The 22,779-nt window shown below is 61.1% G+C and carries 21 protein-coding genes and 1 tRNA gene; 17 read left to right on the forward strand and 5 right to left on the reverse strand.

Translation table 11 applies throughout. The features are described 5' to 3' along the window. Window positions 1–33 precede the first annotated feature (33 nt). Window positions 34–576, reverse strand: a complete 543-nt coding sequence (moaB, locus tag SJY10_RS14155; protein WP_386683747.1) for a molybdenum cofactor biosynthesis protein B — start codon at window positions 574–576, stop codon at window positions 34–36. Window positions 577–734: 158 nt separating this feature from the next. On the opposite strand from moaB, the gene SJY10_RS14160 reads away from it, so the two are divergent. Beyond that, on the forward strand, window positions 735–1,724 hold the full coding sequence (locus tag SJY10_RS14160; RefSeq protein WP_386683749.1) for an LLM class flavin-dependent oxidoreductase: 990 nt from the start codon (window positions 735–737) through the stop codon (window positions 1,722–1,724). Here the strand turns inward: SJY10_RS14160 and SJY10_RS14165 are convergent. Together SJY10_RS14165 and SJY10_RS14170 are read right to left on the reverse strand one after the other, a co-directional pair. Further along, entirely contained in the window at window positions 1,721–3,241 is a 1,521-nt protein-coding gene (locus tag SJY10_RS14165) for a cryptochrome/photolyase family protein (RefSeq protein WP_386683751.1), read from the reverse strand. The two genes, SJY10_RS14160 and SJY10_RS14165, sit on opposite strands and share 4 nt — an antisense overlap. Beyond that, window positions 3,235–3,888: an SDR family NAD(P)-dependent oxidoreductase gene (locus SJY10_RS14170; protein WP_386683753.1), complete on the reverse strand. Its 654-nt coding sequence runs from the start codon at window positions 3,886–3,888 to the stop codon at window positions 3,235–3,237. The genes SJY10_RS14165 and SJY10_RS14170 overlap by 7 nt, the downstream gene beginning before the upstream one ends. Before the next feature lie 303 nt (window positions 3,889–4,191). Between SJY10_RS14170 and SJY10_RS14175 the strand changes: the two genes are divergently transcribed. The 7 genes from SJY10_RS14175 to SJY10_RS14205 all read left to right on the forward strand — a co-directional run bounded on the left by SJY10_RS14175 (window position 4,192) and on the right by SJY10_RS14205 (window position 12,479). Further along, window positions 4,192–5,751 carry a 2-isopropylmalate synthase gene (locus SJY10_RS14175; RefSeq protein ID WP_386683755.1) on the forward strand — a complete coding sequence of 520 codons (1,560 nt, stop codon included), beginning with the start codon at window positions 4,192–4,194 and terminating at the stop codon, window positions 5,749–5,751. 212 nt (window positions 5,752–5,963) lie between these two features. After that, on the forward strand, window positions 5,964–7,001 hold the full coding sequence (locus SJY10_RS14180; protein WP_072858148.1) for a rod shape-determining protein: 1,038 nt from the start codon (window positions 5,964–5,966) through the stop codon (window positions 6,999–7,001). A 26-nt stretch (window positions 7,002–7,027) separates the two neighbouring features. After that, window positions 7,028–7,942, forward strand: coding sequence for a rod shape-determining protein MreC (gene mreC / locus SJY10_RS14185; RefSeq protein ID WP_386683758.1), 915 nt, complete (start codon window positions 7,028–7,030; stop codon window positions 7,940–7,942). After that, window positions 7,935–8,474, forward strand: coding sequence for a rod shape-determining protein MreD (locus SJY10_RS14190; protein WP_386683760.1), 540 nt, complete (start codon window positions 7,935–7,937; stop codon window positions 8,472–8,474). The genes mreC and SJY10_RS14190 overlap by 8 nt, the downstream gene beginning before the upstream one ends. Beyond that, window positions 8,471–10,411, forward strand: coding sequence for a penicillin-binding protein 2 (mrdA, locus tag SJY10_RS14195; protein ID WP_386683762.1), 1,941 nt, complete (start codon window positions 8,471–8,473; stop codon window positions 10,409–10,411). The genes SJY10_RS14190 and mrdA overlap by 4 nt, the downstream gene beginning before the upstream one ends. Next, window positions 10,411–11,550 carry a rod shape-determining protein RodA gene (rodA, locus tag SJY10_RS14200; RefSeq protein WP_386683764.1) on the forward strand — a complete coding sequence of 380 codons (1,140 nt, stop codon included), beginning with the start codon at window positions 10,411–10,413 and terminating at the stop codon, window positions 11,548–11,550. The genes mrdA and rodA overlap by 1 nt, the downstream gene beginning before the upstream one ends. Continuing rightward, window positions 11,547–12,479, forward strand: a complete 933-nt coding sequence (locus SJY10_RS14205) for a 2-hydroxyacid dehydrogenase (RefSeq protein ID WP_386683766.1) — start codon at window positions 11,547–11,549, stop codon at window positions 12,477–12,479. The genes rodA and SJY10_RS14205 overlap by 4 nt, the downstream gene beginning before the upstream one ends. 6 nt (window positions 12,480–12,485) lie before the next feature. Here the strand turns inward: SJY10_RS14205 and SJY10_RS14210 are convergent, their stop codons facing one another. Beyond that, window positions 12,486–13,280 (reverse strand): SseB family protein, encoded by a 795-nt coding sequence (locus SJY10_RS14210; protein ID WP_386683768.1) that lies wholly within the window; start codon window positions 13,278–13,280, stop codon window positions 12,486–12,488. Next, window positions 13,277–13,858, reverse strand: a complete 582-nt coding sequence (locus tag SJY10_RS14215) for a uracil-DNA glycosylase family protein (RefSeq protein WP_386683770.1) — start codon at window positions 13,856–13,858, stop codon at window positions 13,277–13,279. The genes SJY10_RS14210 and SJY10_RS14215 overlap by 4 nt, the downstream gene beginning before the upstream one ends. Window positions 13,859–14,061: 203 nt before the next feature. Here SJY10_RS14215 and SJY10_RS14220 point away from each other — a divergent pair, with 203 nt between their 5' ends. The 9 genes from SJY10_RS14220 to SJY10_RS14260 all read left to right on the forward strand — a co-directional run bounded on the left by SJY10_RS14220 (window position 14,062) and on the right by SJY10_RS14260 (window position 22,774). Further along, window positions 14,062–14,721 (forward strand): ABC transporter ATP-binding protein, encoded by a 660-nt coding sequence (locus SJY10_RS14220; protein WP_386684697.1) that lies wholly within the window; start codon window positions 14,062–14,064, stop codon window positions 14,719–14,721. Further along, the gene (locus SJY10_RS14225) at window positions 14,699–16,402 is read left to right on the forward strand and encodes a capsule biosynthesis protein (RefSeq protein ID WP_386683772.1); all 1,704 of its coding nucleotides are present in this window, start codon (window positions 14,699–14,701) and stop codon (window positions 16,400–16,402) included. Before SJY10_RS14220 ends, SJY10_RS14225 begins: the two co-directional genes overlap by 23 nt. After that, window positions 16,402–17,235 carry a 3-deoxy-8-phosphooctulonate synthase gene (kdsA, locus tag SJY10_RS14230; RefSeq protein WP_386683774.1) on the forward strand — a complete coding sequence of 278 codons (834 nt, stop codon included), beginning with the start codon at window positions 16,402–16,404 and terminating at the stop codon, window positions 17,233–17,235. Before SJY10_RS14225 ends, kdsA begins: the two co-directional genes overlap by 1 nt. A gap of 52 nt (window positions 17,236–17,287) precedes the next feature. Then, window positions 17,288–18,574: a mechanosensitive ion channel domain-containing protein gene (locus SJY10_RS14235; protein WP_386683776.1), complete on the forward strand. Its 1,287-nt coding sequence runs from the start codon at window positions 17,288–17,290 to the stop codon at window positions 18,572–18,574. A gap of 64 nt (window positions 18,575–18,638) precedes the next feature. Then, window positions 18,639–18,713, forward strand: a tRNA-Gln gene (locus SJY10_RS14240). Window positions 18,714–18,991: 278 nt separating this feature from the next. Beyond that, the gene (locus SJY10_RS14245) at window positions 18,992–19,900 is read left to right on the forward strand and encodes an ABC transporter substrate-binding protein (RefSeq protein ID WP_386683778.1); all 909 of its coding nucleotides are present in this window, start codon (window positions 18,992–18,994) and stop codon (window positions 19,898–19,900) included. Window positions 19,901–19,998: 98 nt separating this feature from the next. Continuing rightward, window positions 19,999–21,096: an ABC transporter permease gene (locus SJY10_RS14250; RefSeq protein ID WP_386683780.1), complete on the forward strand. Its 1,098-nt coding sequence runs from the start codon at window positions 19,999–20,001 to the stop codon at window positions 21,094–21,096. Next, entirely contained in the window at window positions 21,093–22,028 is a 936-nt protein-coding gene (locus tag SJY10_RS14255) for an ABC transporter ATP-binding protein (protein WP_386683782.1), read from the forward strand. Before SJY10_RS14250 ends, SJY10_RS14255 begins: the two co-directional genes overlap by 4 nt. Beyond that, on the forward strand, window positions 22,025–22,774 hold the full coding sequence (locus SJY10_RS14260; RefSeq protein WP_386683784.1) for an ABC transporter permease: 750 nt from the start codon (window positions 22,025–22,027) through the stop codon (window positions 22,772–22,774). Before SJY10_RS14255 ends, SJY10_RS14260 begins: the two co-directional genes overlap by 4 nt. The last annotated feature ends 5 nt before the right edge of the window (window positions 22,775–22,779 follow it).

Genomic DNA, 22,779 nt, shown 5'->3' on the forward strand with positions numbered 1-22,779 from the left:
GCCAAACCTCGCGGATCACCACATCACAACTGTTCACTTGCGCCGCTGATGTTCGTCCAGACGCGGCATGATTTCCACAAAATTGCAGGGCTTGTGCCGATAATCGAGCTGTTTCACCAGGATTTCATCCCAGGCATCCTTGCACGCCCCGGGGCTTCCCGGCAGTGCAAACAGATAGGTGCCCTGCGCCACGCCGCCGGTTGCGCGGCTTTGCACCGCGCTCGTGCCGATCTTGGCCATGCTGACATGGGTAAAGACGGTGCCGAAAGCGTCGATTTCTTTCTCATAAACATCGCGGTGTGCCTCGACCGTCACATCGCGCCCGGTCAGGCCGGTCCCCCCGGTCGAGATGACGACATCAACATCAGGGTTCGCGCACCACGCCCGCAGACAAGCCGCAATCGTTTCGCGATCATCCTTCACGATATCACGGGCCGCCAGCACATGCCCAGCATCCTGCAACCGCGCCACCAGCGTATCGCCCGACCTGTCATCGTCGGGCTTGCGGGTATCGCTGACCGTCAAGACGGCGATGCGGACGGGGATGAAGTCTCTGGTCTCGTCAATTCGGCTCACGGCAGGCCTCCTTCATTTCAGCGGGTCAGCGGGCGCAGCGTTTTATGTGCGCAAGAGCACAGAACAGGACGCGGTGGCGCATGCAAGCAAGATTGCACAGCACTTGCGTCCTCCGCCATGCGCCATAACTAACAGATAACCTACAAACGGACCGATCCATGCAGTATTCCATCCTCGACCTCGCCTCTGTTCCCGAAGGCAGCACCACCGCACAGGCGCTTGCCGCCAGCGTCACGCTTGCCCAGCGTGCCGAACAGCTTGGCTATCAGCGCTACTGGCTGGCCGAGCATCACAATATGGCAGGCATCGCATCCGCCGCGACCTCTGTGCTGATCGGACATATTGCAGGCGCGACCAAGACGATCCGCGTCGGTGCGGGCGGCATTATGCTGCCGAACCATGCGCCGCTGGCCATTGCCGAACAATTCGGCACGCTTGCAACGCTGTATCCGGACCGTATCGACCTTGGCCTTGGCCGCGCGCCGGGCGGCGACGGCCATGTGATGCGGGCAATGCGCGTGGAACGGCGCGGCGACACCTTTCCGCAGGACGTGTTGGAGCTGATCGCATATCTTGGCGACGACCCCACCGGCCCGGTGCAGGCCCACCCCGGCCAAGGCACCCATGTGCCGGTCTGGATGCTGGGCAGTTCGCTGTTCGGCGCGCAACTGGCCGCGCATCTGGGCCTGCCCTATGCTTTTGCCAGTCACTTTGCCCCTGACGCGCTAGAGGATGCGATTGCCACCTATCGCGGCAATTTCCGCCCGTCGGATAGCCTGTCTAAACCCCATTTTATGCTGGCCGCCAATGTCATTGCCGCCGATACCGACGCCGCGGCCCAGCGCCTGCGCACCTCTGTCCAGCAAGCCTTTGCCAACCTGCGGAGCGGCAAACCGGGCAAGCTGCCCGCCCCCGTGGACGATATCGACGGGCTGATCGGCGCTGGCATGCGCGCTGCGGTGGATCACGCCCTGCGCATCACCGCCGTTGGCAGCCCTGACACAGTGCAACGGCAAATGTCCGACCTGATCGCCCGCTATCAGCCGGACGAAGTCATTCTGACCGGACAGATCCATGATACCGCTGCCCGCATCCGCAGCTTTGAAATCGCGGCGGAGGTGATGCAGGGCACATCCCTTGCCGCTTAAACAGGCTCTCCTGCGTCAAGCCGCGCCAGAATGTCGTCGGCTTCGCTGATGATGATCTGGCGCTTGTCTGCATCCATCCGGTCCCAGACAGCATACATATTTCCCATCCGCGGATTGCCTTTGAACAAATCGCGGTGCCGGTCCATAAAATGCCAATACAGCAGGTTGAACGGACAAGCCTGTTTGCCCGTTTTCTGCGTCACCTTATAGCCGCAGCCACCGCAGTAATCCGACATCTTGTTAATATAGTTGCCAGAACTGACATAGGGCTTGCTGGCGATGATGCCGCCATCGGCGAACTGGCTCATGCCGACTACATTGGGTGCCTCGACCCATTCATAGGCGTCAGCATAGACGGCCAGATACCATTCATGCACTTGCGCAGGATCAATCCCCGCCAGCAAGGCAAAGTTGCCCGTCACCATCAACCGCTGGATATGGTGAGCATAGGCTTCCTCTTTGGTTTGCGCGACGCTTTGCTTCATGCAGCGCATGAAGGTCGTGCCGCCCCAATAGACAGCAGGCAGGTCGCGCGTGTGCTTTAAGCCGTTGCGCTGGGTATAATCCGGCCCTTCCAGAAAGTAGATGCCGCGCACATATTCGCGCCAACCGATAATCTGGCGAATGAACCCTTCGGCCGCGTTGATTGGTGCGTCCCCCGCCTGCCAAGCAGCCTCTACCGCCTTGCAAACCTCCATCGGGTCCAGCAGACCCGCGTTGATATAAAGCCCGACCAGCCCGTGATAAAGGAAACGGTTGTCGTCCAGCATAGCGTCTTGATAATCGCCAAACTGCGGCAGACCGCCCTTGATCCAGTGCGCCAGGTGCTGCCGCGCCTGTCCTTGATCGGTAGCGAACCAGAAATCGTCCAGATCTCCGAAGTTATCGGCAAAGCGGTCGGCCACAAGCGCCAGCACCTCCTCTACCGTCTCGTCGGGGGTAAAGCGCATCGGCCCGCTGAAATCGACCTGCCCAGGCGCGGGTTGGCGGTTATCGTGGTCATAATTCCACTGCCCACCAGCCGGATCGTCACCTTCCATCATCAGGCCGGTTTTGCGGCGCATATCGCGATAGAAATATTCCATCCGCAGCGCCTTTCGCCCCTTGGCCCAGCCGGCAAAGTCCTGATGCGACGCGATAAAGCGATCGTCAGGGCGCTGGTCGACATCAACCGGACAATCGTTCAGTGCCGCGATCAGCCGCCATTCGCCCGGCTCTGTCGCAATAACATGGTCCGCCCCATGCCGCGTAGCGGCCGCCAGCAAGACGCTGGTGATACTCGTCTCGCCCTTCTCCAGCGTGGCATAGTCGACGCTCCAGCCATCATCGCGTAGCCGTTTGGCAAACTTTCGCATCGCAGCGAACAGGAATGCGATCTTTTTGGGGTGATGCGGGACATAGCCCGCCTCCTCTGCCACCTCTGCCATCACGACCACGTCGCTGGCCTTGTCGCCCGCACGCAGCGCGCTCAGGTTCATCGACAGCTGATCACCAAGCACAAGGATCAGGTTCACCATGGCACGACCTTTCCCGCGTAATCGAAAAACCCGCCGGACTGGTCCACCGACAGACCATCCATTACCTCCAGCAGATTGCCGGCCGCATCATTCGCTGGCACCGTTTTATGCCGTCCGGTATAGTTTGCCGTAAACGGCGTATCCACGGTTCCGGGGTGCAGCGCCACGACGATACTGTCCTTATGGCTGCGTCCCACCTCGACCGCCGCGCCATGCACGATCTGGTTCAACGCCGCCTTGGACGCGCGATAGGAATACCAGCCCCCGATGGCATTATCCCCGATTGACCCGACCCGCGCCGACAATACGGCACACACGCTGCGCCCCCGCCGCGGCAGCAGACGCGGCACATGCCGCAGGATCAGCGCCGGCCCGATCGCATTGACCGCGAACACCTGCGCCATCGCGCCCGCCTCAATCGCGTCCAGCGACTTCTCAGGCACCCCAAGCACCCCGACCGCGACAAAAATCATTTCAAACGGGCCATCAACACTGCCCAGAACCGCCGCAACCGACGCCGCATCTGTCACATCAAGCCCGTCATCGCGCCGTGACAGCGTGACCACCGTATCGCCCCGCGCATGCAGCGCCTGCACAACAGCCTGTCCGATCCCGCCGGAAGCCCCGATCACCAATGCCCGCGCCATGTGCCGCCTTTTATCTATTCCAGCTTCTGACCTAGTCCCCCCGCCCCGCAGGTCCATATTTCTTCTGGTCAAAAATATCCCGGGTGAGGCCGCACCGCGGCCGAGGGCAGCGCCCTCAATTCCCCCCTTTCATCCCGCGAAACCTGCGCTATAGTCGCGCTCATGCATACGCGCCGCATCACCTTGGCCCTGGGCCTGCGTAACCTACGCCTGAACCACGCCTGAGCGTGCCCTTCGGCGCGACCGCTCGATAGGTGACAGCGCCGAACATCCCCACACAGACCAAGCTCAGGACCAAAGACCATGACCGACCGCGTTCTCATTTTCGACACCACCCTTCGCGATGGCGAACAATCCCCCGGTGCCACGATGACCCATGCTGAAAAGCTGGAAATTGCAGGCATGCTGGACGACATGGGCGTCGATATCATCGAGGCAGGCTTTCCCATCGCCTCTGAGGGCGATTTTGCCGCCGTCGCCGCCATCGCCAAAGCCTCGCGCAACAGCACGATCTGTGGCCTGTCCCGCGCGAACTTCAAAGATATCGACCGCTGCTGGGAAGCGGTCAAGCACGCCGCCAAGCCGCGCATCCACACGTTTATCGGCACCTCGGAATTGCACCGGGCGATCCCGAACCTGACGATGGACCAGATGGCCGAACGCATCCACGACTGCGTCACCCATGCGCGCAACCTGTGCGAAGACGTGCAGTGGTCGTCGATGGACGCGACCCGCACGGAATGGGACTTCCTGAAACGCACGGTCGAGATTGCGATCGCAGCCGGTGCCACGACGATCAACATCCCCGACACCGTCGGCTACACCGCGCCTGTCGAATCTGCCGACCTGATCCGCCGCCTGATTGCAGAATGCGAAGGCGGCACGGACGTGATCTTTGCCACGCACTGCCATAACGATCTTGGCATGGCGACGGCGAACAGCTTGGCCGCTGTCGAAGGCGGCGCGCGTCAGATCGAATGCACGATCAACGGCCTTGGCGAACGGGCGGGCAACACGGCACTGGAAGAGGTCGTGATGGCCATGAAGGTCCGGTCCGACATCATGCCGTTCCATTCGAACGTGGACAGCAAAAAGATCATGGCGATCTCTCGGCGCGTGGCCACGGTGTCCGGCTTTCCGGTGCAGTTCAACAAAGCCATCGTCGGCAAGAACGCCTTTGCCCACGAATCTGGCATCCATCAGGACGGCATGCTGAAAAACGCCGAAACGTTCGAGATTATGCGCCCCACCGACGTGGGCCTGACCGAAACCTCACTTGTCATGGGCAAGCATTCCGGCCGCGCTGCATTGCGCTCCAAACTGTCGGAACTCGGCTACGAGCTGGCCGACAACCAGCTGGCCGATGTCTTCGTCCGGTTCAAGGAATTGGCTGACCGCAAAAAGGAGGTCTTCGAAGAAGATCTTGTCGCGCTTATGCGCCAGAACGAGGCGGTCGAGGACCGGATCAAGCTGAAATCCCTGCGTGTTGTTTGTGGCACCGACGGCCCGCAAACCGCTGATATCGTCCTGACGATTGACGGCGTTGAAAAGTCCGCCAGCACCACCGGTGACGGTCCGGTCGACAGCGCCTTCAACGCGGTAAAGGCGCTGTTCGATCATAAGGCGCGGTTGCAGCTGTATCAGGTGCATGCCGTGACCGAAGGCACCGACGCCCAAGCCACCGTCAGCGTCCGCCTGGAAGAGGACGGCCGCATCGCGACCGGACAGTCGGCTGATACGGACACGGTCGTCGCGTCGACCAAGGCTTATATCAATGCGCTAAACCGTTTGATCGTGCGTCGGGAAAAGACTGCACCCGACCACGACACCAAAGGCGTCAGTTATAAGGACGTTGGTCAATAAAACGCCAAATGTTGTAAAATGACAAATTGTGGGGCAATTCAGGCCCAGAATTGCCCCGCAAAGTTGCAAAAGTTATAGTGGCAAAAACGTGCCACCTGGTCAGCAAACCGGGGCTTTCATTTCACCAAGGCTTGTCCTTATAAGGCACAAGCCCAGCGGCACCGGGAATCGCTTGGCAAATCTGCTTTTGCGACTTGGGAAGGCCACACCACATGGCGATCTGGCACAGTTTGTTTTCATCCGACATGGCGATCGACCTTGGGACAGCGAATACGCTGATCTATATTAAGGGTCGCGGTATCGTGCTGTCGGAACCTTCCGTCGTTGCCTATCACGTCAAGGATGGCGTGAAAAAAGTGCTTGCTGTCGGCGAAGACGCAAAGCTGATGCTGGGCCGTACCCCCGGCAGCATTGAGGCGATCCGCCCGATGCGTGACGGTGTGATCGCAGACTTTGACGTCGCCGAAGAGATGATCAAGTATTTCATCCGCAAGGTCGCGAAGCGGTCTACCTTTTCCAAGCCCAAGATCATCGTCTGCGTCCCCCACGGTGCCACACCCGTGGAAAAGCGGGCGATCCGCCAGTCGGTTCTGTCCGCCGGTGCCCGCCGCGCTGGCCTGATTGCCGAACCCATCGCCGCTGCGATCGGTGCCGGCATGCCCATCACCGACCCGACCGGTAACATGGTCGTCGATATCGGTGGGGGCACGACCGAAGTGGCCGTGCTGTCGCTGGGCGATATCGTTTACGCCCGGTCCGTCCGCGTCGGCGGCGACCGCATGGACGAGGCGATCATCAACTACTTGCGCCGCCAGCATAACCTGCTGATCGGCGAATCTACGGCTGAACGCATCAAGACCAGCATCGGCACCGCCCGCATGCCCGACGACGGGCGCGGCGCATCCATGCACATCCGCGGCCGCGACCTGCTGAACGGCGTGCCAAAAGAAACCGAAATCAGCCAAGCCCAGGTCGCCGAAGCGCTGGCCGAACCCGTGCAGCAAATCTGCGAAGCAGTGATGACCGCGCTGGAGGCGACACCGCCCGATCTGGCCGCCGATATCGTCGACCGCGGTGTCATGCTGACGGGTGGCGGCGCGCTGCTGGGTCAGCTTGATCTGGCCCTGCGCGAACAGACAGGTCTGGCAATTTCCGTCGCAGACGAGTCGCTGAACTGCGTTGCGCTTGGCACTGGCAAGGCGCTGGAATACGAAAAGCAGCTGCGCCACGTCATCGACTACGACAGCTAAGCCCTAACCCGGAGGGGCGCCGCGCCTTGGCCCGTGATCGCAACACGCATAACGATTTCATCGCCCCGATCCGCAGACTGCTGGTCGGGGTTGGTGTTGTTGTATTGCTCGGCATCTTTTTGGTGTGGCGCATCGACAGCCCCCGCGTGGAACGCTTTCGCGCGGCGGTGATCGACCAGATCGTGCCGTCCTTTGACTGGGCCATGGCTCCGGTGACAGGCGCGGTGGAACTGGTCGATGATTTCCGCAGCTATTCCGCCCTGTCCGAACAGAACGCCAACCTGCGCCGCGAATTGCAGCAGATGAAAGCGTGGAAAGAGGCGGCCCTGCAGCTGGAGCAGGAAAACGCCCGCCTGCTGGAACTGAACAACGTCCGCCTTGATCCGCAGCTGACCTATATCACCGGCGTCGTGATGACAGACTCCGGGTCGCCGTTTCGCCAATCGGTACTGTTGAACGTCGGACACCGCGACGGAATTGTTGACGGCTGGCCGGCGATGGACGGCATCGGACTTGTGGGGCGGATCAGCGGTGTGGGGCGCAGCACGTCCCGCGTGATCCTTCTAACCGACACGTCCAGCCGCATTCCCGTCACGATCCAGCCATCCGGGCAAAAGGCGATTCTGGCGGGCGACAATACGCTGAACCCGCCTCTCGAATTTCTGGAAAACGCCGATGCCGTCCGCCCCGGTGACCGGGTCGTATCATCCGGCGATGGCGGCGTATTTCCGGCCGATCTGCTGATTGGTCAGGTTGCCCTTGGCAGCGACCGCCGCCTGCGTGTGCGACTGGCGGCTGACTATGGACGGTTGGAATTTCTGCGGATCCTGCGCGCCCATGCGCACGAGGATATCAATGACCCCGGCGGCCTGCTGATCCCCGAAGAAGCGCTGATTGGCCCCCAGTTGCCACAGACGGCACAAGCGGGCAGCGATGGCTGAAAGCCCCGCCGCCCGCATCTGGATCGGCCGCGCCGTCTTTTTGGCTTTGGCGACGGCGGTGATCTTTATCCAGCTTTTGCCGCTGGATACCGCGCCGCCCGGCTGGGCCGCGCCGGATCTGCTGCTGGCCATATCGCTGGCCTGGGTCGCGCGGCGACCTGAATTTCTGCCGTTTATTGTCGTTTTTGCCGTGTTCCTGCTGACGGACCTGCTGTTCCAGCGCCCCCCCGGTCTTTGGGCTGCATTGGTTGTTATCCTGACAGAGGCGGTGCGATCACGCTCTCGTGGTTTGCGCAACGTGCCTTTGGCGCTGGAATGGGGTACAGTGGCATTTGGGATTGTCATGATTACGCTGGTAAACCGTCTGGTGCTGGCCATCATGCTGACCCCGCAGGCGCCGCTGACGTTGACCTTGATCCAGATGGTCATGACCATTGTGATCTATCCGGTTGTCGTGCTGGTGGCGCAGGTTCTTTTTGGTCTGACCCGGCCCGCGCCCGGTCAGGTGGATAGTCTGGGGCACCGGTTATGAAGCGACCCGTCAAGGATAACGAACAGTCGTCGCGCGGCATCAGCCGCCGTGCGTTGATCCTTGGGTCGGCGCAGCTTGGCGTGGCGGGCGTGCTGGGCTGGCGGATGCAATCGATGCAGATCGAACAGGCCGATCAGTTCCGCCTGCTGGCCGAAGAAAACCGCATCAATGTGCGCCTGCTACCGCCGGCGCGGGGTCTGATCTTTGACCTGAACGGTATTCCGCTGGCGGCCAACGAACAGAACTACCGTGTTGTCATGGTCCGCGAAGACGCCGGCGATGTGGATGCCGTGCTGGCCCGGCTGCAAACCATCGTCGATATCGACCCTGCCGATATCGAACGCGCCAAGGAAGATATGCGCAAGCTGTCGTCCTTTGTGTCTGTCACCATCACCGATCGCCTGCGCTGGGAAGACGTGGCCAAGATCAATGTGAACGCTCCCGCCCTGCCCGGTGTCAGCGCCGAGGTCGGCCTGTCCCGCCATTACCCCTATGGCGCGGATGTGGGCCATGTCGTCGGCTATGTCGGCCCGGTTAGCGACTACGATTTGTCCAAGATCGAAGATCAGGACCCGCTTTTGCAAATCCCCAAGTTCCAGATCGGCAAGACCGGTGTGGAAAACAAGCTGGAGCACACCCTGCGGGGATCGGCCGGCACCAAGCGGATCGAGGTGAACGCCCTTGGCCGCGTCATGCGGGAACTGGACCGGCAGGAAGGTCTGGCAGGCAAGGACATTCAGTTGACGCTGGACGAGCGGCTGCAATCCTATGCGCAGGCGCGTATGGACGGCGAAAGCAGCGGCGCGGTGGTCATTGATCTGGAAACCGGCGATTTGCGGGCCATCGCCTCTGCCCCGTCGTTTGACCCCAACCTGTTCGTACGCGGCATTTCGGTCAAGGATTGGACCGATTTGAACGAAAACAAATACCGCCCCCTTGCGGCCAAGGCTGTGCAGGGTGCCTATCCGCCCGGATCGACGTTCAAGATGGTGACTGCGCTGGCCGCTCTGGAGGCCGGTGCCATCAGCCCCGAAGAAACCATCTACTGCCCCGGCTATACAGAAGTCGGCGGCACACGGTTTCACTGCTGGAAAAGCGGCGGCCATGGGAATGTAAATTTCCACGACAGCCTGAAGGTGTCGTGCGACTGCTACTACTACGAAGTCAGCCAGCGGGTCGGTATCGACAAGATCGCGGAAATGGCCCGCAAGATGGGCATCGGGATCAAACATGACCTGCCATTGTCCGCCGTGTCATCGGGTCTGGCCCCTGACAAGGCGTGGAAAACCGAAGTGCGCGGCGAAGCTTGGCGGATCGGCGACACGGTCAATGCGTCGATTGGTCAGGGTTATGTGCTGGCCTCTCCCTTACAATTGGCAATCATGACCGCACGGATTGCGACGGGCAAAGTGGTGACACCGCGGCTGATCAAATCTATCGACGGCGTAGAAGAACCAAGCGGCATCGGCGAATCCCTCGGGATCAACGAAAACATGCTGCGCCGCTGCCGCCAGTCGATGGACGCTGTCATTAACGATAAACGCGGCACCGGCGCGCGCGCCAAAATCATGACCGCCGGGTTCGAAATGGCCGGCAAGACAGGAACATCGCAGGTGCGGCGCATCACGGCGGACGAACGCGCTCGCGGTGTGACCCGCAACGAAGATCTGCCTTGGGAACGGCGCGACCATGCGCTGTTCGTATGTTTTGCGCCGGTCAACAACCCGAAGTTCGCCGTGGCGGTCGTTGTCGAACATGGCGGCGGCGGATCAGTTGCGGCCTCTCCTATCGCCCGCGATATCATGCTGCAGGCGCTTTATAACGGCCCGCCCCCGCTAGACGCCTATCCTGCAGCGGATCGCGCCCGGATCGAGGAACAGCAAAAACGCATCGCAGAGCGGATCACAAAGATCAAACCAGCACAGGACCGTGTCTGATGAGCTATCTTGCCCATAACACCCAGTTCGTCCCGACAGGGTTTCGCAAGATCCTCTATCTGAACTGGCCGGTTATCATGCTGTTGATGGCCGTCGCCTCTGCCGGATTTGTCATGCTGTATTCCGTTGCAGGCGGATCGGCGCAGCCTTGGATGGAGCCGCAGGTCAAGCGTTTCATCCTGGGCATTGTGTTGATGATCGGCGTTGGCATGGTGCCGATCTGGTTCTGGCGCAATATGGCCGGCCTTGCCTTTGCGATCTCTGTCGCGCTGCTGGTCGGAGTAGAGTTTTTCGGCACTGTCGGCATGGGTGCACAGCGCTGGATTGATCTGGGCTTTATGCGGTTACAACCGTCAGAGCTAACGAAAATTACCCTCGTTATGTTTTTGGCGGCCTATTACGACTGGCTGCCAACAAACAAGACGTCGCATCCGGTCTGGGTGGCGCTGCCGGTCATCTTTATCCTAGTGCCAACGGCATTGGTACTGACGCAGCCCGATCTGGGGACGGCGCTGCTTTTGCTGTTCGGCGGGGCGTCGGTGATGTTTCTGGCAGGCGTGCACTGGGCCTATTTTGCGACCGTCATCGGCGCTGGCGTGGGCACTGTTTATGCGGTGTTTGTCAGCCGGGGCACGACATGGCAGCTGCTGAAGGATTACCAGTTCCGCCGGATCGATACGTTTCTGGACCCCGCCAATGACCCGCTTGGCGCGGGCTATCACATCACGCAAGCCAAGATTGCGCTGGGATCGGGTGGCTGGACCGGGCGCGGCTTTATGCAAGGCACGCAAAGCCGGCTGAACTTTTTGCCCGAAAAGCACACCGACTTTATCTTTACTACCTTGGCAGAAGAGTTCGGCTTTGTCGGCGCGTTCTCGCTCCTTGCGCTTTATGTGCTGATCATTGTGTTCTGCGTTGCCTCTGCCATGAACAACAAGGACCGCTTTGCGGCGTTGCTGACCATGGGGATCGCGATGACGTTCTTTTTGTTCTTTTCGGTCAATATGGCGATGGTCACGGGACTGGCACCGGTGGTCGGCGTACCGCTGCCGCTGGTCAGCTATGGCGGGTCCGCGATGCTAGTGTTGATGGTGGCCTTTGGTCTGGTGCAATCCGCGCATGTGCATAAGCCGCGATGATCAACGTCCTATTTTCCGCCCGCCCCGCCGCATGGGATGAATACGAGGCCCCCTTGCGCCGCGCCTTTACCGCTGCCGGGCTGAATTGCGATCTGTCCCGCGATCACGCACCGCAGGATACGCGCTACATCGTCTTTGCCCCGAACGGGCCGGTCAAGGATTTCATGCCCTACGTGAATACAAAGGTCGTGATGGGCCTTTGGGCTGGCGTTGAAACCGTTGTCGGCAATACGACACTGACGCAGCCGCTGACGCGAATGGTAGATGACGGTTTGACACGCGGGATGGTCGAATATGTGGTCGGCCACGCCATGCGCCACCACCTTGGGATGGATGCGCATTTGGCTGGGCAGGACGGCGTCTGGCGCGATACGGTCTATCCGCCGCTGGCCAAAGATCGCCCGATCACGGTGCTAGGCCTTGGTGCGCTGGGGGCGGCCTGCGGGCAGGCTTTGGCCGCCCTTGGTTTTCCGGTCACGGGATGGAGCCGGACCCAAAAGCAGATCGACGGGCTGACCTGTCTGTCGGGCGATGACGGTTTGACAGCAGCCCTGTCCGGCGCGCAAGGCGTTGTGCTGTTGCTACCGCAGACGCCAGCGACGGACAGCATCCTGAACGCTGACACCTTGGCATTGCTGGAACCGGGGGCCTTTGTCATTAACCCCGGACGCGGGCCGCTGATTGATGACGCGGCATTGCTGGCGGCGCTTGGCAGCGGCCAAGTCGGCGCGGCAACGCTGGATGTCTTTCGCAAGGAACCCCTTGCGGCGGATGATCCTTACTGGTCCCACCCCCGTGTGACCGTCACGCCGCATATCGCATCGACGACGCGTCCAGATACAGCGGCGCAGGTCATTGCGGAAAACATCCGCCGCGGAGAGGCCGGCCTGCCGTTTCTGCACCTTGTGGACCGCAAGGCTGGCTACTGAATTGCCCTAACGCAGCTTTGGCGGTGCTGACGGGTCGGACCCGGGTGCCATCGGCACGGCCGCCGCTGGCCGGGACACGTCAGGCAGATCGAACCGCAGGCCGACGCGGGCAAGACGGGCCGCCACTGCATCGGCGCTTGCGACGAACATCACGTCCATCACGCCTGCATCAATGCCGGAAAAGGTCAGTGCCTCTCCTGCCGCATGGGCCAGTGCGGCCTGCGCTGTTTCGGGCGCATCGACAAAGGCCAGCACATGCCCTTTGGCACCGTCGGCATAATCCGCTGCCACCAGCAAGGCATGATCCGCCAGACCGGCGCAGCGGCTTAGCTTGCGATCCAGCGCATCCAGCACCGCATCCGGCAGACCTGTGGGACGGGACACACCGGTCAACTTCGCCTCTGCCTGCTGGGGGGCATGATCCAGTGTTGCGGCCAGCCAGTCGACCGCATCGGCGGGGATCAGCATTTCGCTGGGGCCGGTTTGCAAGTTCAGCCCAAGCCCTATGCCCTGCCCCGCCATCATCTGCACTAACGCGCGGCCCGGAAGACCGGCATAGGGCGCGGCGCGGCCGGTAAAGGCGGACAAACGTTCTTCTGCATCAAAGACCAGCGTGTAAGAAGCGCCATCCACCGTAAACAGTGAGGGGCGCACACTGTCGCCATCAGGTTCGGAATCAAGCAAAATGAACAGGTCCGTATCGGCCAGCTGTTCATAGAACTTCAGACGCTGGTTGTCGGAATCGCCCATCACGGCATGGGCGCGATCCAGATCGGTTTCGATATCGGGGGCGGCAGTCATGACAGCACCTCTTTTACGCGGGCCCGCAGCACGGGCAACAAATCGGTCTCAAACCAGGGGTTGCGGTTCAGCCAAGCCGTATTGCGCCACGACGGATGAGGCAAGCAGAACACGCGCGGCGCGTGATCGCGCCACGCAGCCACGCGGTCCGTTACACCGACCTTACCGCCAAGGTGCCAGCTTTGCGCGTAGCCGCCAATCAGCAACGTCAGCGGAATATCCCCAAGGCTGTCCATCACCGGCTGCCGCCATGTCGCGGCGCAGACACGCGGCGGCGGCAGGTCGGATCCTGCGGCGTTATATCCCGGAAAGCAGAACGCCATCGGCACAATCGCAACCCGGTCCCGGTCATAGAAATCGTCGTGACCGATACCGAGCCAATCGCGCAGCCGATCGCCAGAGCGATCCCAGAACGGTGTCTGCGCCGCATGCACCCGTGCACCGGGGGCCTGACTGGCAATCAGAATACGCGGTGGCCCATTGAACCAGACGACCGGACGCGGCGCATGTTGCGTCGCGGTTCCGGCGAAGCGGTCCGCACAGATACGGCAGGCCGCAATGTCATCTTTCAGGTCCATGCCGTCCATTTAGGGCTCGCCCGCCCTAATCAACCGCTAACGCGCGGTCACACCCCGGTGAAAGCCCCCGCATCTGCGACTTCCGCCTGTCTTTAGCCATAATTCTGCGGCATACCGATGAAAAGAAGGGACGATGTGACGGACAGTTAACTCTGTTGCGTCATGAAAAACGCACCCGTGCGATGGGCGGATCAGGCAAGGCGATGTTGGAATTCAATCAGGTCAGCAAGTCCTTTTGGACAGGCAAGACGCGCAAGGTCATCCTTGATCGCGTGTCGTTCCGCGTCGAACTGGGTCATTCGCTTGGCATCCTTGCACCAAACGGTACCGGCAAGACGACGCTGATCAACATGATGGCCGGATTGGAAAAACCTGACGAAGGCACGATATACCGCGGTTGCCGTATTTCCTTTCCACTCGGGTTCATGGGCGGGGTCGTGAACCGCCATACCGCACGGGAAAACGTGCGCTATATCGCGCGGCTTTACGGGCTGGACCCCGATTATATCGAAGCGTTCTGCCGCTGGCTGTGCGGGATCGATGAATACTTTGACATGCCGGTCGGGACCTATAGCGCGGGCATGCGGTCGCGGCTGACCTTTGCCTTGATGCTGGCGCTGGAATTCGACATCTATCTGATCGACGAAGGTATGCCATCCACAACCGATGTGGAATTTAACCGCAAGGCGGGGGAAATCCTGCGCGAGCGACTGGAAAAGACAACCGTGATTATCGTGTCGCATCAGGCGCAAACCCTTGAACGGTTCGCCCGCTCTGCCGCCGTGTTGCGTCATGGCAAACTACATATGTTCGACACTCTGGAAGAGGCCAAGCAGCTTTATGACTACGAAGCCGACCGCTAAGAAATTTCGCATCCGTACCCCCGTCAGCGCTGCAAAGCCTGCCGCGCCAGCCCCCTTGGACGCGTCAGAGGCGGAATCCGCGCAGCGGGCAGCACCCCTCAATCCTGCGGGTCTTGATCCTGCGCCTCAAGAACGCGCGGTCCAAAGCACCGCGCCAGAGGATGCGTCACAGACGCCAGCAATGGACGACGCGCCGCAGGGCAGCGCCGATATCGAAGACATCCGCCGCGAAGGTTTGACCGGTCGGCAACTGCGGATGGCCCGCCGCGTTGCGCAAAAAAACGGTATGGCCGTAACCTCTGATTTCGATGCGGTCCGCCAGCTACGGTTGGCCGGCGTCGATCCGTTCCAGCGGTCCACGGTACTTGAACTGGTCGCCCCCAGCAGCGGCCCGACCGGAGGCACAACAGCACCCGGCGCGGCGCTGGGTGCATCCGCGGGCATGCCGAATACCCGCGTACAGCTGCCGCAAACGATGGCGGATACCCCCGGCAACCTTCCGTCCACGGAATTTGCCAGCCCGGCCGACCGGCACCTGTCGGAAATCATGAAAATCCAGGCCGACCTTGGCAAACGCCGCAGGCGCCGGACCGCAATGATGCTGTCGCGTCTGGCCGTTTTCGTCCTGCTGCCAACGCTGCTGGTCAGCTATTACTTCTACAATGTCGCAACGCCCATGTATGCGACCAGCTCTGAATTCGTGATTCAGCAGGCCGAACCAGCGGCCGCCACAGGCGGGCTTGGCGGGTTGTTCCAGGGCACATCAATGGCCACGCAGCAGGACAGCATTACGGTGCAATCCTACCTGTCGTCGCGGGCCGCGATGGTCCGTCTGGACCAAGACCACGGCTTCAAGGCGGTATTCAGCGATCCCGCGATCGATGCCATCCAGCGCCTGCCGGAGGATGCAACCAACGAGGCTGCCTTTGGCGTCTACAAGACCCGCGTCAAGATCAGCTATGACCCGACCGAAGGCATCCTGAAAATGGACGTCATCGCCCCGTCGCCCGAAACCAGCCAAGAGTTTTCAGAGGCGCTGATCGGCTATGCCGAAGATCAGGTCGACCAGCTGACCCAGCGTCTGCGCGAAGACCAGATGGCCGGTGCGCGCGAAAGCTACGAATCGGCCGAAGGCAAACGAAGCGACGCCCTTGCCGCGTGGTTGCAGTTGCAACAGGACGTGCAGCAGATCGATCCCATCGGCGAAACGCAGGCCCGGACGCAGCAGATTTCCCAGCTTGAAAGCGAACGCCAGCGCCTGACGCTGTCCTTGCAGGAACGGCTGAACGTGCGCGTCCCGAACGAGGCGCAGGTGAATGGCTTGCAGGCGCAGATTTCCAATATCGAAGCCTTGATCGCCGATCTGCGCAACCAAATGACGAACTCTGCCATCACAGGCACGTCGCTGGCGTCGCGCAATACCGAACTGCGGTTGGCCGAGGAGAACTATACCTTCCAGACCATGCTGGCGCAGCAGGCCCTGACCCAGATGGAAACGGCCCGGATCGAGGCGAACCGCCAGGTCCGCTATTTGTCGATGGGTGTCGAACCCGTCGCACCGGACGAGGCGACCTATCCCAAAGCCTTCGAGAATTCGATCTTGGCCTTTTTGATCTTTGCAGGCATCTACCTTATGATCTCTATCACCGCTTCCGTCCTTCGCGAACAGGTAACAAATTGATGCATGACGTCCAAATCGGCGACCTGACGGTCGGCAACGACCGCTCCCTTCTGGTCATCGCTGGCCCCTGCCAGCTGGAAAGCGCGGACCACGCGCAGATGATCGCCGGCCAGATGGCCGAGGTCTGCAAAGCTGCCGGCGCGCAGTTCATTTTCAAGGGCAGCTATGACAAGGCGAACCGCACATCCCTGTCGGGCATGCGCGGCCTTGGCATGGATGAGGGGTTGAAAGTGCTGCAAGGCATCAAGGACGCCATCGGTTGCCCGGTCCTGACGGACATTCACGGCATTGACCACTGTGCCACTGTCGCCGAAGTTGTCGACGTGCTGCAAATTCCCGCCTTCCTGTGCCGCCAGACCGACCTGCTTCTGGCCGCTGGCGAAACGGGCGCGGTCATCAACGTCAAAAAGGGACAGTTTCTGGCCCCCTGGGACATGCCTAACGTCGTGTCGAAAATTGAAAGCACCGGAAACAAGCGCATCCTGCTGACCGAACGCGGCGCTTCCTTTGGTTACAACACATTGGTTGCGGATATGCGGTCGCTGCCGACGATGGCCAAAACCGGCTATCCCGTCGTTATGGACGCCACCCATTCGGTACAGCAACCGGGGGGTCAGGGCGGATCGTCCGGCGGGCAGCGTGAATTCGCGCCGGTCATGGCGCGCTGCGCTGTCAGTATCGGCATCGCCGCCGTGTTCATCGAAACCCACGAGGCACCGGATACCGCCCCTTCTGACGGGCCGAATATGATCCCGCTGGACCAGATGGGCGCGCTGGTGACCTCGCTGATGCAGTTCGATGCACTGGCCAAGGCGAACCCGCTGCGGGTCTGACTCTACCCCCCTGCCCTCGTTTGCAGGGCAGCCAAATTAAAAAGGGCTGCCCATGCGCCACCTGCTGTTGATTGCCGTTCTATCCTGCCTCGCCGCCCCCTTGGCGGCGCAGGACCCCACCACGACTATCGATACCGTCGCCACAACGCAGCAGGACGGTGCAATCGGGGACCGGCTTCAAGATATTCTGGGGGTGCTGGGCGGATACGACGCGGTCACAGTCACGGTACAAGAAGGTGTCGTTACTTTTGACGGCACAGTGACAAATGCCAGCGATGCGGCCCGCCTTGACGAACTGGCAAACCGCGTGGCTGGGGTCGTGGCGACCCGCAACACTGTTTTCGAAACATCCGATGTCGGTGCGCGGCTGAACCCGGTTCTGGACCGTTTTCAGACCCGGATGACCCAAGCCATTGCATTCCTGCCATTGCTTGCAGTCGCGGCAGTCATTTTCGCATTGATTGTCTGGGGTGGTTTCTGGATTGCGCGGCGTCCCCAGCCATGGAACCGGCTTGCCCCCAATCCCTTTATCGCAGAGATTTTTCGCCAGATCCTGCGCCTTGGTTTTGTCGTGCTCGCGCTTGTTATCGCGCTGGATATCCTCAGCGCGACCGCCTTGCTAGGCACGATTCTTGGCGCTGCCGGGATCGTCGGCCTTGCCCTTGGCTTTGCCGTTAAGGACACGGTCGAAAACTTCATCGCCTCGATCATGCTGTCGATCCGACAACCGTTCCAGCCGAACGATCTGATCGAAATCAATGGCGATCAGGGCAAGGTCATCCGCCTAACCAGCCGCGCGACGATTTTGCTGTCGAACGACGGGAATCATATTCACATCCCCAATGCGACAGTCTTTTCCAACCGGCTTATCAATTACACCCGCAATGCGGAACGGCGGTTTCAATTCCGCATCGATGTGGCCCGCGACAGCGACCTGTCCGCTGCCCGCGCTTTGATCGAGGCCACGGTGCAAGACCTGCCCTTTGTCCTTGATACCCCTGACGCGCAAGTCTGGATCGAAGCGTTGGAGGCAGGCGGGATAGCCATGCAAGTCACCGGCTGGATCGACCAACGCAGCGCCTCTTTGGCGCTGGCTCAGGGGGAAGCCATTCGCAAAGTCAAACGCGCACTTGAAACGGCGGGAATCACGATACCTGATAACACACAGGCCATCAGCATCAGCCGCACGGCCACGCACAGCACAGCGTCATTGCCCGATGACGACGCGCCAATCGCCGTAGATTCACGCCACGAAAACGCCCTGGATGCCATGATTGCAACCGAAAGGCATAGCGACGACCGCCCCGATCTACTGCGCGCGGGCGGTCAGTCAGAATAGTGCGAAAAAGTGCGTTCAGGGGCTTGTAGCCCCCAAGCTCTTATCGTATCCACCGCCTTGCTGATGGGGTGTAGCCAAGCGGTAAGGCATCGGTTTTTGGTACCGTGTATCGTAGGTTCGAATCCTACCACCCCAGCCAGCGCTCTCCTTACATTGAACCAGCAAACCGCCCTGCAGGTGGTAAGTTTGCACAAACAGCTGGCGCGGAACCCGAAATTTGTTTCCGAACCATCGCGCCTTAAAACTTGCTTTAACAAGGCAATCTTTTGCCGCGCCAGCCAGGTCTGACGCTCGCAGGAACGTCGAAGCGGCTGTGCCTTGTGAAACTGACTTGGCAAACCGCGTGGTGACGCTAGATTTCAAATGGAAGGCTTGCATCAGGCGGTGCAGGCGCTGGTCAACAGGGACACTGCAAGCATGGCTCACAAAATTACTCTTACCGCTTTGGGACTGACTGCGGCGCTAACATCGGCGGCACAGGCCGATATCACCGTATCGTCCAAGATCGATACCGAAGGCGGGCTGCTGGGAAACATGATTGCCCTTGCCCTTGAAGATGCAGGGCTGCCTGTCGAACGCCGCCTGCAACTGGGCGGAACGCAAGTCGTCCGCGAGGCGCTGCTGGCTGGCCAGGTCGACCTGTATCCCGAATATACCGGCAACGCGGCCTACTTTTTCAACGAGGCAGACAGCGAGATCTGGAAAGACGCCGCAGCCGGTTATGCCCGCGCGGCAGAGCTTGATCTGGACGCCAATGGTCTGGTCTGGCTGCAATCCGCGCCGGCGAATAACACTTGGGCCATTGCAGTGACCGGCCCCGTGGCCGAGGAAAACAGCCTTGTGACCATGTCCGATTTCGGCGCATGGGTCGCTGGCGGCGGTGATATCAAACTGGCGGCCTCGACCGAATTTGTCTCTTCTCCGGCTGTGTTGCCTGCGATGCAGGACACTTACGGATTCACGTTGTCGGCAGATCAGACAGTCGTACTATCAGGCGGCGATACGGCTGCCACGATCCAAGCGGCCGCACGCGGCACATCGGGGGTGAATGCGGCGATGGCTTATGGCACCGATGGCGGTGTCGGCGCGACGGGTCTTGTTGTGATGGAAGACGACAAAGGTGTGCAGCCAGTCTATGAACCCGCCCCCGTAATCCGCGGCGAGGTGCTGGCCGAATACCCCGCGATCCCCGACATTCTGAACCCGATCTTTGCGGATCTTGACATGGCGACGCTGCAACAATTGAACGGCCGCATCCAGGTTGGAGGAGAGCCGGCAGAGGCTGTGGCACGCGATTATCTGACGCAGATCGGAGTGTTGCAGTAATCGCGGCCAAGCGGTCATACCGTATCACAGGCCCGGCGCTTTCAGCGCCGGGCCTGTTGTTTTTTGCCCTTGGGTGCGCGGCGCTGGCCGCACCCTATATGACGCTTGCAGCAAACCGCATTGTCGCAGGCGACGGGTTTCGGGCCTGGGACCTTGCCGGGCCGGGCGTCACCGCGCCTGCGCTGGCGGCCCTGCTTGCCGCGTTGGCGATGGGGTTACTGGGTGCGTGGCCTATGTTACGCATCGCCGGGGCAGCCCTTGGTCTGGGTGCGCTGGTCTGGCTTCTGACGCTTGGCAGCGCGAACCTATTGGACGGAGCGGGTCCATATGCCCGCGTGTCACCGGGGGCCGGTTTCTGGTGCCTGCAATTAGTGCTGGCGTTGCTACTGGCTGATGGTCTGACCCAACTGTCGCCAGGGCCTTGGGCGCGGCTTGGCATTCTGACCGTTGCACTGACTTTGCTGGCGGCGGTGCTGATGTCTGGCCTGTTGTCACCCCTTTCGGTCATGCAGGAATTTGCCAGCCGGCAATCCGCATTTTTCGATGCCCTGTCCCGGCATGTGTGGCTGTCACTCGGATCGCTTGGCGTGGCGGCGCTGATCGGTCTGCCCCTTGGCATCGCCTGCTATCGCAGGCCGCCGCTGCAGGATACGCTGCTGCCCGCCCTTAGCTTTTTGCAAACGATCCCGTCGCTGGCCATGTTCGGCATCATGATCCCGCTTTTGGGCTGGGTGGGCGATACCGTCCCCGGTGCACAGGCAATCGGCATTGCCGGCATCGGCTTTGCCCCTGCCTTTATTGCTCTGGTGCTGTATTCCCTGCTGCCGGTGGTCGCCAATACGGTCGCCGGTCTAAGCAGCACGCCACCTGCCGCGCAAGAGGCCGCGCGGGGAATGGGCATGACCTTTGCCCAGCGCCTGATCAAAGTCGAACTGCCGCTGGGCCTGCCAATTATCCTTGCCGGATTGCGTATCGTTCTGGTGCAGAACATCGGCCTTGCCGTCATCGCCGGGCTGATCGGCGGCGGCGGCTTTGGCACCTTTGTATTTCAAGGGCTAAACCAGACGGCCACCGACCTGATCTTGCTGGGGGCCTTGCCAGTCGTCGCGCTGGCCGTTGTCGCCGGGGTCGTGATGGATATTCTTGTCGCCCTGACCCAGCCGCAAAGACGGCCCGCCCCGAAAGGCACACCATGATCGAAATCGACGACATAAGTAAGGTGTATGACGGCAAGGCCGCTGTGGATGCCGTGTCGATGACGGTACAAACCGGCACCATTACTGTGATCGTCGGCACATCTGGCTCGGGCAAAACGACCCTTTTGCGCATGATTAACCGGCTGGAAGAGCCAAGCTCTGGCGAGGTGCGGATCAACGGCGTTGCGACAACATCGATGCCCGGCCATATCCTGCGGCGGCGGATCGGCTATGCCATTCAGGGGCACGGGCTGTTTCCGCATCACACCGTGGGACGCAATATCGGGGCCGTGCCGCAACTGCTTGGCTGGCCCAAGGACAAGATACGCACCCGCGTCGACGCGTTGCTGGATCTGTTTTCCATGGACCCGGCGCAATTCCGGGACCGCTATCCGGCAGAGCTGTCGGGCGGTCAGCAGCAGCGTGTCGGGGTCGCGCGTGCCCTGGCCTCGCGGCCCGATCTGTTGTTGATGGACGAACCCTTTGGCGCGCTTGATCCGATCATCCGCGCGCGGGCGCAGGCCGATCTGCGGCGTATCCAGCGCGCCCTTGGTTCGACTATCATGCTGGTCACCCACGACATGGAAGAGGCGATCCATCTTGGCGACCGGGTCGCTGTTATGGACGGCGGGCGACTGGTGCAACATGGCACCCCGAGCGAGATCATACAAAACCCCGCAACCCCCTTTGTCGCCGATATGGTCGGCGGTGTGGATCGCCCCCTTCGGCTTTTGTCCCTGACCGCCGTGTCCGACATCATAGAAGACGGCCCCGCCACGGGCGAGCCGATCGCGCCAGAGGCAAGCCTGCGCGATGCCCTGTCTGCCTGCCTGTGGACCGGGCGCGACGCGCTGCCCGTCAGCCGCGGCGATGCGATCATCGGGCGTGTCACCTTGCCTGCGATCCGGGCACATGCGCAGGCCAAGGCATGAGCGGCGGATTGCTGCGCCGCGCCGCGTTGACGGCGCTGCTGATCGCCCTTGTCGTGCGGCCGGGCTGGTTCACCTGGGCTTTTGCGCCATTTGCACCCGCTGGTGGCCCTGTCATTTATGAACGCACGTCGCTGCTGTCGCTATCGCTGAACCATCTTGGTCTGGTCATGCTGGCCTCTGCTACCGCGACGCTGGTGGCGGTCACGCTTGCCATTGGGGTGACGCGCCCCGCCGGTGCGGCGTTCCTGCCATTGTCACGCACAATCACCAATATCGGCCAGACCTTTCCGCCCGTTGCCGTTTTGGCGCTGGCGGTGCCGGCGCTTGGATTTGGTGCCGGTCCGACGCTTGTGGCGCTGTTCCTTTATGGCCTGCTGCCGATCTTTGAAAATGCGATTACGGGCCTGACCACCTTGCCCCCCGCCACGATGGAGGCCGCCCGCGGCATTGGCCTGAACGGGCGGCAGCGGCTGACCCGGGTAGAGCTACCTCTCGCCCTGCCCGTCATTCTGACCGGTATCCGCCTGTCTGTTGTCATCGCCCTTGGCACTGCAACAATCGGATCCACCGTCGCTGCCAAAACACTAGGAGAAGTGATTATCGCCGGTTTGCTGACCAACAACACGGCCTATGTGCTGCAAGGCGGCCTGATCGTCGGCCTGTTTGCCGTGCTGATCTATGATGCCATGATCCGGCTGGAAACCTTCCTAACGCGGCGCATGACGGGTGGGCCGTCTGGCAGATAGCGCAT

It is taken from the genome of Loktanella sp. R86503, from assembly GCF_042466455.1.
Classification (GTDB): Bacteria; Pseudomonadota; Alphaproteobacteria; order Rhodobacterales; family Rhodobacteraceae; genus Loktanella.